The organism is Pseudoalteromonas sp. 2CM36K, assembly GCF_023161865.1.
GTDB classification, from domain to species: Bacteria; Pseudomonadota; Gammaproteobacteria; order Enterobacterales; family Alteromonadaceae; genus Pseudoalteromonas; species Pseudoalteromonas tetraodonis.
Genome location: NZ_JALNTK010000013.1, coordinates 23,918 through 37,897 on the forward strand (window position 1 = coordinate 23,918; position 13,980 = coordinate 37,897).

A 13,980-nucleotide genomic window follows, 5' to 3' on the forward strand; every position below is an offset into this window, starting at 1 on the left:
ATGTAATGAACCAAACTGAACTGCTAGAAGAAACCCTTATTCTCGCCCGCAAAGCGGGCAGCGCGATTATGGGTATTTACAACAAAGACTTTAACGTTGAATACAAAGCTGATGAAAGCCCCGTAACCGACGCCGACTTAGCAGCTCATAAAATCATTAGTGCAGGGCTCAAAAAGCTCACTCCCGATATTCCTGTATTGAGTGAAGAAAGTGCCGACATTGGTTGGGACGTACGCCAAACATGGAACAACTATTGGCTGGTTGACCCAATCGATGGCACCAAAGAATTTATTAAAAAGAACGGTGAGTTTACCGTTAATATTGCCCTAATCGAAAATGGCAAACCGGTTTTAGCCGTGGTTGATGCCCCTGCACTGGGTGTATCTTATTTAGCCGCCGAAGCCATTGGTGCTTTTAAAGATAAAGGCGATGAGCGCATCGAGCTTAAAGTTACCACCAAGCCTAACAAAGGCCTTATTCGTGTTGTAGGTAGCCGCTCGCACCCTTCCCCTGATTTAGCTGAATTTGTAAAACGCTTTGATGAGGTTGAAATGGTGTCAAAAGGCAGCTCACTCAAACTGTGTTTAGTCGCCGAAGGCAGCGCCGACATTTACCCACGCTTAGGCCCAACTTGTGAATGGGATACCGGAGCAGGCCACGCCATCGCTGAAATAGCCGGTGCAAAAGTAACTCAACTTGATGGCAGCCCGCTTTTATATAACACCAAAGATGAATATTTGAACCCGTATTTTGTAGTGAGTGCGGTGGAAGAATAAAAGCTAAGAGTTGCGAGCTACCGGCTTAGAGTCGCGAGTAGCTCAATGGCAATTTAAACACCGTAGGTTGGGTTGAGTGGAACGAAACCCAACAAGCACTTAGCACTTTAACAAATACATATAAATATATTCCCCACACTCTTAACTCAAAAAAGTGAACATTATTCACGCATTTCGCGGCATATTCCTACACTAATTGCGCAGCTTTTAAACGCTGTTTCGTATTCGTGACAGTCAGTAACTAATACGCTACAACAAATTTATATCCAAGACATAAAAACACATGAAATGAGTGCCTAAAAACTATATTCTTCGGCGCAATTATTATTATAAATAATGGATACACACACATGACAACATCTCAAGGTGCAACGCTTTCAAATGCATCATCACAAGACACACACACGTCAAAATCAAAATGGAACCTGCATGATACGCAGTGGACACTGAGCCTTTTTGGCACCGCAGTGGGTGCTGGTATTTTATTTTTACCAATTAATATTGGTATTGGTGGTTTTTGGCCGCTGATTATTCTAGCAAGCTTAGCCTTTCCTATGACCTTTTTGGCGCACCGTGGTTTGGCGCGTTTTGTATTATCGTCAAAAAATAAAGAGGCTGACTTTACCGATGTAGTAGAAGAGCACTTTGGCGTAAATGCGGGTCGACTGATCTCCTTGTTATACTTTTTATCGATTTTCCCTATTTTGCTTATTTACGGTGTGGGCTTAACCAATACGGTAGACAGCTTTATGGTCAATCAATTAGGGATGGAGTCGCCGTCACGCGTTGCTTTATCGGGTATTTTAGTTGCGCTAATGATTGGCTTAATGATGGGCGGTGAGCGCTTAATGCTGCGCGCCTTTGCTATTTTAGTTTACCCGTTAGTAGGTATTTTATTCTTTTTGTCTTTGTATTTAATCCCAAGCTGGCAAATGCCCGATACAAGCTTGCCTGAACTTGGCAGCTTTAGTAAAACACTTTGGTTATCAATTCCTATTATTGTATTTTCGTTTAGCCATGCAGCGGCTATTTCAAGCTTTGTTAATAAACAACGCAGTCACTACGGTGAACTAGCAACGTCTAAGTCAGAAGCAATTCTAAAACGTACCAGCTTATTACTGATCACCTTTGTTTTGTTATTTGTATTCTCGTGTGTGTTATCGCTTACAGGTGAGCAAATGGCAGAAGCCAAAGCGGCAAACGTCTCTGTTTTGTCTTACTTAGCTAATATTACAGAAAACTCATTTATTGCAACGCTGGGACCTTTGGTTGCCTTTATTGCTATTATGTCGTCGTTTTTAGGTCACTTTTTAGGGGCGCGCGAAAGCTTTACTGGGTTAGTGACTAAACACTCAAGCATGAGCCCTAAAGTGGCTGACAAAGTGGGTGCGGTACTGATGTTTTTCGCTATTTGGTTCTGCGCGGTTAAAAACCCAAGCATACTAGATATGATGGATCAGTTATCGGGGCCAATCATTGCGATGATTTTATTCATTATGCCAATGATTGCAGTTTACAAAGTGCCTAGCTTACAAAAGTACCGTAATCGTTTAAGTACCTTATTTGTACTGGCTGTCGGTTCATTAGCTGTGTGTGCGTTACTGTACAGCATGCTTAGCTAAGCAAGTATTTTTTACAAAAGCCCTGCTCATTTACTTGAGCTTTCTCAGACAAATAAAAATGGCGCTCAATGAGCGCCATTTTTATTTAATTCGTTGCTATTATTCTGTATCTGGCAGGTTACGGCCATAGAATATTTCTTGCATTTCACGCGTTAGTTTTGAGCGAATCTCTTCTTCTTCGTCATCTGACAAATCATCAGTAGATAAACCAAATAAATACGTATTTAAATCGGTCTCTTTTAGCATCATTTTGGTATGGAACAGGTTTTCTTGATACACGTTCACGTCCATCATTTGGTACGCTTCTTTGGTATCTTCTGTCATGAAGTTTTGAATCGAATTAATTGCATGGTCAATGTAATGTTTAACGCCGTTTACATCACGGGTAAAACCACGCACACGGTAATCAATCGTTACCACATCAGACTCAAGGCTATGAATTAAGAAGTTTAACGCTTTAAGCGGCGAAATAATGCCACAGGTTGATACTTCAATATCAGCACGGAAAGTACAAATACCATCATCAGGGTGTGCTTCAGGATACGTGTGAACACAAATGTGACTTTTATCAAGGTGTGCAACCACTGAGTCAGGTAACGGCCCTGGTGCTTCGTCAGCATCATAATTTTGCTGCTCTTCTACTGGCTCTTCTGAAACCAAGATAGTTACGCTGGCACCTTGTGGCTCGTAATCTTGACGTGCAATATTTAAAATATTGGCACCAATAATATCAACCACATCACCTAAAATGTCGGTTAGTCTATCTGCACTATACTGCTCATCGATATATTCTATATATTCTTTACGTTGTTGCTCTGTTTTTGCATAGCAAATATCGTAAATACTAAAGCTTAGGCTTTTAGTTAAATTATTAAAGCCATGAAGTTTAAGTTTATCGAAGGGTTTGTTCATATAAACCAACCTATAAATTAGTGAAATCTGCACCTGCAGAATGAAAAGTTCGCGGATTTTATACGAATTTTACTCACGGAAAAAGCGTTATTTTGCCTGTTCTTGAACAACTTCATGGCTGTGGGTAATTTCTACTGTTTTATCAAGCATTAATGCAACTGAACAATACTTTTCTGCCGAAAGCGAAACCGCTCTTTCTAGGTGCTTTTCAGACACATTATTACCGGTTACAACAAAGTGTAAATTAATTTTGGTGAACACGCGCGGGGCTGTTTCTGCTCGTTCAGCGGTTAACTGCACATCTACTGATGAGAACTCTTGCTTAGTTTTTTTTAAAATACTCACCACATCAACCGATGAACAACCACCAACCGACATCAATACCATTTCCATTGGGCTAGGTGCTGCTCCGTCACTACCCGCATCAAACACGACATTATGATTGCTATTAGAGCGACCGATGTAAGTATTACCTTCAACCCATTTTACATTTGCTTGCATTGTTTTATCTCAATAATTTATATTCATTACACGCAGACACTCGCACGCATTTAAAATTAAATAGCGAATAAAGCGTGGTTTTAAAGGGGGAAATATTAACTAATAGCGTTATCAAATAAGTTTTTGACTAGCCCTGCAAACTCATCAATAAAAGCATGCTGTTCAACTGTGGCGGTGTGAGAAGTCACACTGCTGAGTACTTCTTGTAAGTCGTAAACAATGCCATCAACTTCGCGTACAATTTGACTACGCTGCTCTGTAGATAGATCGGGGTGTTGTTGACAAATGCGTATGACATTTTCGGCAATTACATCTTCGATTAACTCAATAACCGTTGGTGCACCTGGCTTTATTTCACCTGGTTTTTCAAACAACGCTAAGTTCTGAGTTAGGTACATTATTAAGTCATCGTACCCTTGCCTGTTTAAAACCATTGTCTACTTACCTTGAAAATACTGGTTGCTTAATTTAAGCAGAAAGCACTGATAATTGCTAGCTTTGTGAGATTGCAGTACTAAAAAAGCAGCCGAAGCTGCTTTTTTAGTGATTTATTACTAGTTTAAAAATCGATTAATCGATTTTTAAACCTGGGCTTAATGTTGCTGGCATGGTTACTTTTTCAAGCTCCACAGACGCAACAGGGTATGCACAGTAGTCAGCGGCATAATAAGCGCTTGCTCTGTGGTTACCTGAGGCACCAATACCGCCAAACGGCGCTGCACTTGATGCACCGGTAATTGGACGGTTCCAGTTAACAATACCTGCACGGATACGACGTAAGAAATGATCGTAATCGGCTTGGTTATCACTGAGTAGGCCTGCTGATAAACCAAAGCTCGTGTCGTTTGCTTTATCAATTGCTTGGTCAAAGTCATCAAAACGGAATACTTTTAGAAGCGGACCAAAATGCTCTTCATCTGGGAAGTCATTGATATTTGTACACTCAATGATACCCGGTGTAACAAAACCAGTGTTTGCTGTGTGCTCAAGTTCAACTAGCACTTCGCCACCCATGGCCTTTAACTCATCTTGTGCTTTAACCATTCCAGCGGCAGCGGCCGTTGAAATCATAGAGCCCATAAATGGTTGGTCAGCATCGTCATAGTTACCAACTTTGATTGCTTTAGTCGCTGTAATTAGGCGAGCTAAAATTTCATCGCCTTTAGCACCTGTTGGTAAAAACAATTTACGCGCACACGTACAGCGTTGGCCGCTTGAGATAAACGCAGACTGCACAATATCGTGCACAACAGCAAGCGTATCTTCTGCATCTTTAATGATCAGCGGATTATTACCACCCATTTCAAGCGCTAAAATCTTACCTGGTTGACCTGCGAACTGCTCATGTAAAATATGACCCGTACGAGAAGACCCAGTAAAGAATAAACCATCAATGCCTTTGTGTGATGCCAATGCTTTACCTGTTTCAACTTCACCTTGTACAAGGTTAATAACCCCTGCTGGTAAACCGGCTTTTTCCCATAGTTTAAGGGTTAGCTCAGCCACCATAGGTGTTAGTTCAGACGGTTTAAATACCACGGTATTACCAGCTAAAAGTGCAGGTACAATGTGGCCATTTGGTAAATGCCCAGGGAAGTTATAAGGACCAAATACAGCAACAACACCGTGTGGCTTATGGCGGATCATCGCACGGCCTTGCGGCATCGCGTTTTCAACGTCGCCGGTACGCTCTAAAAATGCTTTTTCAGCAATGGCAATTTTTCCGACCATGGCACCCGCTTCAGTACGCGTTTCCCAAAGTGGCTTACCTGTTTCTTGAGCTATTGCCACAGCCAACTCTTCGCTATGCTCTTTTAACGTTGCAGCAAAGGTTTTTACAATTTCTAAGCGCTGCGCAAAGCTTTTATCAGCCCAGCTATAAAATGCTTCACGCGCAGAGGCTACCGCGCTATCTACTTGCTCAGCGCTTGCAGCTGATGCCTGCCAAATAACATCGTTATTTGCAGGGTTAACTGAGTTAAATTCTGTGCCTTGGCCTGGTGACCATTGACCATTAATAAATTGTGCAGGATGAGTCATATACTTTCTCCTAAATTAAACTGGGGTAGCAGTAACAAAATCGCCCGATTTCAAATGTAATGCATCAGCAAGTTGCTGTGTTAATACCAGGCTGTTTGAGCGCTCGTCAAATGCCATTGGCGCTACTGTTGCTCTAAAGTCTTCAAGTTTGTCATTGGCTAACAACACCATGGTATCGCCTGTCATTTCGCCAATTTCAACGCTAAAGTTTTGTGCATTGCGAATTGTCGCAATGTTATCTACTTTTGCTTCAACGGTTGGACCCGCATCAAAAATGTCAACGTAACCATTAAAAGTAAAACCTTCACTTTTTAATAGTTGAATTGCAGGGCGCGTATTGTCATGCACTTGACCTATAACCGCTTGCGCGTCTTTACTCAATAAGTTGACGTAAATTGGGTATTTAGGCATAAGCTCAGCAATAAATACTTTTTGCCCTATTCCCGTCAGATAATCTGCCGTTGGGAAGTCCATAGAGAAAAAGTGCTCTTCAAGCCACTGCCAAAATGGGCTACTACCGTTTTCGTCAGATACACCGCGCATTTCTGCAATAACGGTTTGTGCAAAGCGCTGTTGATGCTGTTTTATAAACATAAAACGCGCTTTTGAAAGCAGCTTACCGTTACAATTTTTACGATAGCCGTCTTTTAAAAACAGTGTGCACAGCTCTGTCGCCCCAGTGTAGTCATTACAAAGGGTGAGAATATCTACCGCTTTATACACATCTAGCGTGCGCGAAGAGTGAATCACTTTACTCAAATGATAATGATAAAATGCGTCATCTAAGCCAACTGCGGCTTCAATACCTGAAGTACCAACTACTTCACCAGTTTCAGTATCTTCAAGAACAAATAAGTAACCCTCATCACCTGGTTGTGATGTTGTTTTTGTAAATGAGTTAACTGAATGCGCTATCTTCTTTTGTAATAACTCTTCATTATTAGGCAAAGAAGTAAAGCCATGTCCCGACTCGTCGGCGATGGTTACTAAAGCTGCATAATCACTTTTTTGGATTGGGCGAAGGATCATCATGAATCCGCTTACTCCCTTATATAACGGTAAATAGGAACTGCAAGGCAAACTACGTTTGCCCCTAAAGCAGTTGAATTAGCAATTACGCATTTACAACGTGGGCTACTGCTTTTTCAAAGCGTGCCATACCTTCGCGAATATCCGCTTCAGGTATGACTAAAGAAGGAGTGAAACGAACCACATCAGCACCAGCAACCAATGACATTAAGCCATGCTCAGTACCGGCAACTAAAAACTCTTTTGCACGGCCTTTGTATTGCTCGTTTACCACAGCACCAATTAATAAACCTTGGCCACGAATTTCACTAAATACGTTGTACTTATCGTTAATGGCATTTAATAGCTCAGTAAATAACGCCGACTTTGCTTTAACGCCCGCTAAAACTTCTGGGTTATTTACAGTATCAAATGCGGCTTCTGCAACTGCACACGCTAATGGGTTACCGCCGTAAGTAGAACCATGAGTACCTACTTTGAGGTGCTGTGCAATTTCAGTGGTTGTTAGCATAGCGCCAATTGGGAAACCGCCACCGAGAGCTTTTGCTGAAGTTAAAATATCAGGCACTACGTTTAAACCTTGGTATGCATATAGCTCACCTGTACGGCCAACACCTGATTGCACTTCATCAAAAATTAGCAATGCATTGTGCTTAGTACATAAATCACGAACGCCTTGAGCAAATTCGTCAGTTGGCGAAATAATACCGCCTTCGCCTTGAATTGGCTCCATCATTACCGCACAGGTGTTATCGCTAATCAACGCTTCAAATGCGGCAAGGTCATTGTAATCACAATGAACAATGTCGCCTGGCTTAGGACCAAAACCGTCAGAGTAAGCCGCTTGACCGCCTACAGTAACCGTGAAGAAGGTACGACCATGGAAACCTTTATTAAAGGCGATGATTTGCGACTTTTCCGCGCCAAATTTATCAAGCGCAAAACGACGCGCTAATTTAAGTGCCGCTTCGTTTGCTTCTGCGCCTGAGTTTGCAAAGTAAACTTTTTCTGCAAAAGTCGCATCAACCATTTTCTTAGCTAAGCGAAGCGCTGGCTCATTGGTCATTACATTAGATAAATGCCAAATTTTTTCGCCCTGCTCTTTTAATGCGCCCACTAATGCAGGATGGCAATGGCCAAGACAGTTAACGGCAATACCACCAGCAAAGTCGATAAACTCTCGTCCTTGTTGATCCCATACACGAGAGCCTTCGCCTCGAACTGGAATTACGCTTGAAGGTGCGTAGTTAGGAACCATTACGTGATCAAATAATTCGCGATTGACTGTCATTTTATTTCCTCTTAATTGTGTGCATCACAAAGCAGTAGAATAGGGGTGTGATTATTGTTAATAACCAAATAGGTGGGCAAAATTAATACGATTATATTTGCCTAAAACTACGTTGTGGTTCAATTTTCAGGCGCTCATTATTTCAGAAATTTGGGGGGATGTCTCTCCAAAAACTTTCATGTACCCCTTTAAAATAAAGGGCTTAAGATATTATTTCATAGATAGTGAATAACTATTTGGCAGCTAAAAATAACGCATGCTTACCTTAGTAAGCGCCTCTACAACGAAAAAGGCATGGCGCTTATAAACCAACAGCACATGAGGAAGTAGAATTAAAGTGAATGAATAGTCGCAAAAAAATTAACAGATTTAATCAATTTGCAGTGCCAAATTAGTAAAATTACCCGTTTGTAAGGTATCTAACTCTTTTTTAGTGAACTGATAATAGCTAAACCAGCTTTGTAATTCATCGTCTTCAATAAGCTGGTGCTCTTTTAAATTTAAGTATTGAGAGTAACAACGCGCTTTTAAAATTACTTGCGCTAATGGCAATAAACTATCGCCCTTTGCTACTCCATTCACTAACTGCTGCATAACACTGTCAAACGGCAAATATTTAAATGACATGTTCTCAATCACCTTAGCGCTAACAAGTAATGATTTTTCGTGTAGCAGTGTTGTTAAAAATAACGGATCTGGTTTTAGCTCTAATAGCGCGGTGTGTAAGTTTTTATCACCTTCTTCACGAGCACGCAGTACTTTGCGCTGCCATACCTGATCAAACACTTTTAGGTATAAGCGCACTAAAGCAATTTGCCCTACATTAAGTAACATGCCCAATGTAAACGCATGCATTGGGTTTACCCCGTTAAGCTGGGCAAGCGTTTGCGCTGCAATTGCACACGACATGGTGTTGTCTTTTAACCTGCGCTTTAATAACGTGAAGGGTTCTGTGCTATGTGGCATCCAATGGCGCACTGCAAAAGTAGGCACTACAAGTTGCAGGTTATCTAAGCCCAAATAACGTAATGCCAACGCTGGGGTATCTACTTTGACTGAGGTGCCTTTACTGCGTTGCTTACGATAAAAAGGTAAGTTAACTAAGGTAACCAGCTCTCGTCCAAGCCAGTTTAAATCGTTAACTAGCGGCTCTAAACGGCCAACCGAGGCGGCGCGAGTAGCCAGTATATCGAGTATGGCGCACACGTTACCTTCTATGCCAATGGTGTCTTTAATCACAAAATCGATGTCTTCAAGACGTTTAGCAATCACGGTTTCAATAACCGTATGTAATTTTTGACTGGTTTTTGCCTGTAACTTTTGATGTGAAGTACTTTTTTGTTGACGCTTTTGCTGAGCGGCCACTTCAACTTCTAATAAGGTACGATTTTTAACCGGTTTACCATCATTGAGGTCTAAGGTATGAATAAAGCCTATTTGCTGATTAGCAAAACTATGACCCAGTAGCAAATCATGCGCTCGTTGATGTAGCACGTTAACAATACGCTGTTGCTGCAATGTGTCAGTCATAATCTATCTTAGGGAAAAAGTAAATAGCTTGCAGGTATAAGCCTAGAAGCGTGTTAAAAAGTTATCAAGTAAAGCTAAGCCTTGCTCTGTCAAAATTGCTTCAGGATGAAATTGCACGCCTTCGAGCGCGAGCTCGTTATGTAATAATCCCATAATTTCATCACGCTGCCCAGTGTTGCTTTGAGTCCACGCTGTGACTTCTAGTTCTTTAGGCAATGAGTGTGCTTCAACAATTAAAGAATGGTAGCGGCACACTGTCAGCGGGTTAGGTAAACCTTTAAACATACCTTGATGCTGATGATAAATAGGCGATGTTTTTCCATGCATAACCTGTTTAGCTCGCACTACTTTACCACCTAGCACTTGAGCAATGGTTTGGTGCCCCAAACAAATACCTAATATAGGATAAACTCCTTTAAACTGCTCTACCACAGATAACGAAGCCCCAGCCTCACTCGGGTTTTTAGGCCCTGGAGAAATCACAATATGATCTGGGTTTAACTGTTTGATCTCACTCAGCGTTATTTGGTCGTTACGTTTTACCAACACGTCTTGATCTAAGCGCTGAAAATACTGTACCAAGTTATAGGTGAACGAGTCGTAGTTATCGATCATTAAAAGCATGCAATAAAGTACTCAAAGTAATTAGGGCCTGTCGCAGGCATATTCTAACTGAAGCCTTTGCAGGTGTCAGCGTTTTGCAGCCCAACAAACATAAATAGACACACTAACAACCAATAACGGTTGATTTATTTTAGATCAGCCCAAGCTCTGTTGTATGGGGTCACCCCAAGTCACTGATCATTTTTATATAACGTGACGTGCATTATGCAACAGCCATTTAAGGAGTAACCTATGTTAGGCGAAGACCATTCATTAACCAAAGATTTTCCTGATTACACGCAAACTATTGCAAAACTTAATGCAAACGATGAAAACTTTGCAACCAAAGCAAAGCAATATAATGAAATCGATAAAGAAATTCGAGTACTTGAGCTACAAGACTCACCCATAGATGACGAAGCCATGCAGCAGTTAAAACACGACCGAATGGTATTAAAAGATTGGCTACATCAACAATTAACGGATGCTAATTAATTGTTGTTATTTGGCGCCTATTAAATTGTAGGCGCCAGAATTGAGTGTTCACCTCTCTCCTACCTTTCGCTCATCTATAATTTTAACCATTATGGTGCAAAAGCATTGCTATTCGTTTAGCTTAAAGACAAGCTGTCTTTATCTAAATTAAACAACACTATTTTTTATGTCTAAATACATACTCTCGATTGACCAAGGAACGACAAGCTCTCGAGCTATTTTATACACTAAAGATGCCGAGGTTTTTGACACGGCTCAACAAACCTTCCCTCAACACTTTGTGAAAAATGGTTGGGTTGAACATGACCCTGTAGATATTTGGCAAACCGTATTAAGCAGCGTTAAAAACGTATTATCGCAGCAACAAGTCACTGCCGCCGACATTATTGCCATTGGCATTGCTAACCAACGAGAAACCACCTTAGTGTGGAATAAAAAAACCGGGCAACCTATCTACAATGCGATTGTGTGGCAAGACCGACGTACCAGTGACTATTGCGATAATTTACGTCATGCTGGGCATACACAAATGGTGAATGATAAAACCGGTTTAGTGCTCGATCCTTACTTTTCTGCAACCAAAATTCGTTGGATTTTAGATAACGTCAAAGGCGCTAAAGAGCAAGCACACGCAGGTGAACTAGCATTTGGTACGATAGATACCTACTTGCTATGGCAACTCACTAACGGTAAAGTTCACAAAACCGATGCTACCAATGCCTCTCGTACATTACTGTTTAACATTCATCAGCAATGCTGGGATGAAGAGTTACTGGCTTTATTTAATATTCCAGCGTCGATGCTACCTGAGGTAATGGACTCAGCGGCTGACTTTGGGGTGACTGCAAGCGAGCTATTTGGTGGTGAAATTCCAATTTGCGGTATAGCAGGCGATCAACAAGCCGCCTTAATTGGTCAAGCTTGTTTTGAAGAAGGTATGGCAAAAAGTACTTACGGAACAGGCTGCTTTTTAATGCTTAACACGGGTGATAAAGCACTAAAATCAAATAATCGTTTATTAACCACTCTTGCGTATCGGCTCAACGGCAAACCCACCTATGCGATTGAAGGCAGTATTTTTATGGCTGGTGCCACCATGCAGTGGATAGTAGAAGGCTTAAAGTTATTAGAAAACGCGGGAGAAAGTGAAGCCCTCGTCAAAGATGTTCCCTTGGATCATGGGGTATTCTTGGTTCCCTCGTTTACAGGCTTAGGTGCGCCCTATTGGGATGCAAATGCCCGAGGCGCAATTTTGGGCCTAACCCGAGACTCAGGCATTAGCACGATTGTTGCAGCTGCCTTGCAGTCGGTGGGTTATCAAACCAAAGATCTACAAAAAGCCATGGAAGGTGACGGACTCCGCCCTAGTATTCTAAGAGTTGATGGTGGCATGGCAAACAATAATTGGGCAATGGCGTTTTTAGCCAATATTTTAGGCGCAAGCGTTGAGCGCCCTACTCTAACCGAAACCACTTCGTTAGGGGTTGCTTACTTAGCCGGTTTGCAAACTGGGCTTTATGAATCAACTGCGCAACTTGCCAGCATGTGGAAAAGCGATCGTCGCTTTGAACCGACCATGAGCAGTGAAGAGCGCAACGATTTATACGCAAAGTGGCTACATTGCATTGCACAAGTTAGACTTTCTAATAGCACTGACGGCGAGAGTGAGTAAAATCTATGAGCGCACACGACAACGAATATGACTTACTCATTATTGGCGGCGGTATTAATGGTGCCGGAATAGCAGCCGATGCCAGTGGTCGCGGTTTAAAAGTATTATTGTGTGAGCAAAACGATTTAGCCTCAGCCACTTCCGCTAATAGCAGTAAGCTTATTCATGGCGGGCTGCGCTATTTAGAGAATTATCAATTTAGATTGGTAAGAGAGGCATTACGTGAACGTGAAGTGCTATTAAAAAAAGCGCCGCATATTATGTGGCCGCTTTCTTTTAGGCTACCGCACCAAGCACACTTACGTCCTTCTTGGATGATTCGTGTGGGGTTATTTATTTACGATCACCTAGCGAAACGTGACACCTTACCTGCCTCAAAAACGATTAAATTTGACACCAATAGTATACTTAACAACAGTATAACCCATGGCTTTGAATACGCCGATGGCTGGGTTGATGACGCGCGTTTAGTGATTTTAAACGCCCAAGCTGCTCATAATTTAGGCGCCACCATTGCAACACGCACCCGCTGCATTAAAGCAACGCGTAACGCAGATTATTGGGATGTGATTTTAGAGCAACAAGCCAGCAAGCAGCACCTAAATATAAAGGCAAAAAGTGTTGTAAATGCCGCAGGCCCATGGGTCGCGTCACTATTTGAAGATGTATTTACCCAGCCCACACCGCACACTATTCGCCTCGTGAAAGGCAGTCATATTGTAGTGCCCCGACTCCACAATGAGCCAGCTGCCTATATTTTACAAAATAAAGATAATCGCATTGTATTTGTCATTCCTTATGAGCAAGATTACTCACTGATTGGCACCACAGATGAAGAGTACACCGGCGATATTACTGATGTAAAAATTAGTGAGCAAGAAATACAGTACCTCATCAGTATCACTAACCATTACTTTAACAACGCAATAAGCGCGGCCGATATTGTGCACAGCTTTAGTGGGGTGCGGCCACTATTAGATGACAAATCAACAGATGCTCAAGCCGTCACCCGCGATTACAAGCTGATATTAAACAACGACACCGATCATGCCGCTTTATTAAGTGTGTTTGGTGGTAAAATTACTACCTATCGAAAGCTTGCAGAAAACGCCGTTAATAAGTTAGCGCCTTTTTACCCAAAGATGAGTGGCTCGTGGACCAAAGATGCCCCTTTACCAGGCGGCGACTTTAGTAACCAAACATACCTTACCGCTCAGTTAGAAAGTAGCTACCCTTGGCTGGCAATCGACACATTAAAACGTATGGTTCGCAGCTATGGCACCCTTAGTTATCAATTACTGGGGAACAGCCAATCAATCGGTGATTTAGGTTATCACTTTGGTCATGGTCTGTATGCGCAAGAAGTTGATTACTTAGTAAACCATGAATGGGCAAGAACCAGCGCAGATATACTTTGGCGACGAACAAAGCTTGGGCTGCGCTTTTCAGAAAAACAAGTCATTGCCTTGGGGCAATATTTAACTAAACATCCAGCTTGTCATAGTTAAG

At 41.9% G+C, this 13,980-nt stretch carries 13 protein-coding genes; 5 read left to right on the forward strand and 8 right to left on the reverse strand.

Going from position 1 to position 13,980, the window contains the following annotated elements; all coding sequences use genetic code 11:
• The first annotated feature begins 5 nt into the window (after nucleotides 1–5).
• On the forward strand, nucleotides 6–776 hold the full coding sequence (gene cysQ, locus MTN97_RS09465) for a 3'(2'),5'-bisphosphate nucleotidase CysQ (RefSeq protein ID WP_248474263.1): 771 nt from the start codon (nucleotides 6–8) through the stop codon (nucleotides 774–776).
• Between the two features lie 350 nt (nucleotides 777–1,126).
• A complete protein-coding gene (locus tag MTN97_RS09470; protein WP_214552138.1) occupies nucleotides 1,127–2,398 on the forward strand; it encodes an aromatic amino acid transport family protein in 1,272 nt (423 codons plus the stop codon).
• Between the two features lie 99 nt (nucleotides 2,399–2,497).
• On the opposite strand, the gene speD is transcribed toward MTN97_RS09470, so the two are convergent.
• The 8 genes from speD to MTN97_RS09510 all read right to left on the reverse strand — a co-directional run bounded on the left by speD (nucleotide 2,498) and on the right by MTN97_RS09510 (nucleotide 10,325).
• On the reverse strand, nucleotides 2,498–3,310 hold the full coding sequence (speD, locus tag MTN97_RS09475) for an adenosylmethionine decarboxylase (RefSeq protein ID WP_036980988.1): 813 nt from the start codon (nucleotides 3,308–3,310) through the stop codon (nucleotides 2,498–2,500).
• 87 nt (nucleotides 3,311–3,397) lie between these two features.
• Nucleotides 3,398–3,811 carry an OsmC family protein gene (locus tag MTN97_RS09480; protein WP_036980986.1) on the reverse strand — a complete coding sequence of 138 codons (414 nt, stop codon included), beginning with the start codon at nucleotides 3,809–3,811 and terminating at the stop codon, nucleotides 3,398–3,400.
• 95 nt (nucleotides 3,812–3,906) lie between these two features.
• Nucleotides 3,907–4,245: a DUF3802 family protein gene (locus MTN97_RS09485; RefSeq protein ID WP_036980984.1), complete on the reverse strand. Its 339-nt coding sequence runs from the start codon at nucleotides 4,243–4,245 to the stop codon at nucleotides 3,907–3,909.
• A gap of 136 nt (nucleotides 4,246–4,381) precedes the next feature.
• Entirely contained in the window at nucleotides 4,382–5,851 is a 1,470-nt protein-coding gene (astD, locus tag MTN97_RS09490; protein WP_248474264.1) for a succinylglutamate-semialdehyde dehydrogenase, read from the reverse strand.
• A 15-nt stretch (nucleotides 5,852–5,866) separates the two neighbouring features.
• The gene (gene astA, locus MTN97_RS09495) at nucleotides 5,867–6,883 is read right to left on the reverse strand and encodes an arginine N-succinyltransferase (protein WP_036980981.1); all 1,017 of its coding nucleotides are present in this window, start codon (nucleotides 6,881–6,883) and stop codon (nucleotides 5,867–5,869) included.
• Between the two features lie 82 nt (nucleotides 6,884–6,965).
• Entirely contained in the window at nucleotides 6,966–8,171 is a 1,206-nt protein-coding gene (locus MTN97_RS09500; RefSeq protein ID WP_013463826.1) for an aspartate aminotransferase family protein, read from the reverse strand.
• Nucleotides 8,172–8,540: 369 nt separating this feature from the next.
• Nucleotides 8,541–9,701, reverse strand: coding sequence for an HDOD domain-containing protein (locus tag MTN97_RS09505; protein ID WP_248474265.1), 1,161 nt, complete (start codon nucleotides 9,699–9,701; stop codon nucleotides 8,541–8,543).
• A 42-nt stretch (nucleotides 9,702–9,743) separates the two neighbouring features.
• On the reverse strand, nucleotides 9,744–10,325 hold the full coding sequence (locus MTN97_RS09510) for an anthranilate synthase component II (RefSeq protein ID WP_248474266.1): 582 nt from the start codon (nucleotides 10,323–10,325) through the stop codon (nucleotides 9,744–9,746).
• Between the two features lie 231 nt (nucleotides 10,326–10,556).
• Between MTN97_RS09510 and MTN97_RS09515 the strand changes: the two genes are divergently transcribed.
• The 3 genes from MTN97_RS09515 to glpD all read left to right on the forward strand — a co-directional run bounded on the left by MTN97_RS09515 (nucleotide 10,557) and on the right by glpD (nucleotide 13,979).
• A complete protein-coding gene (locus tag MTN97_RS09515) occupies nucleotides 10,557–10,799 on the forward strand; it encodes a YdcH family protein (protein WP_013463823.1) in 243 nt (80 codons plus the stop codon).
• Nucleotides 10,800–10,965: 166 nt separating this feature from the next.
• Nucleotides 10,966–12,471: a glycerol kinase GlpK gene (gene glpK / locus MTN97_RS09520; protein ID WP_248474267.1), complete on the forward strand. Its 1,506-nt coding sequence runs from the start codon at nucleotides 10,966–10,968 to the stop codon at nucleotides 12,469–12,471.
• A gap of 5 nt (nucleotides 12,472–12,476) precedes the next feature.
• The gene (gene glpD / locus MTN97_RS09525; RefSeq protein ID WP_248474268.1) at nucleotides 12,477–13,979 is read left to right on the forward strand and encodes a glycerol-3-phosphate dehydrogenase; all 1,503 of its coding nucleotides are present in this window, start codon (nucleotides 12,477–12,479) and stop codon (nucleotides 13,977–13,979) included.
• Nucleotide 13,980 lies beyond the last annotated feature (1 nt).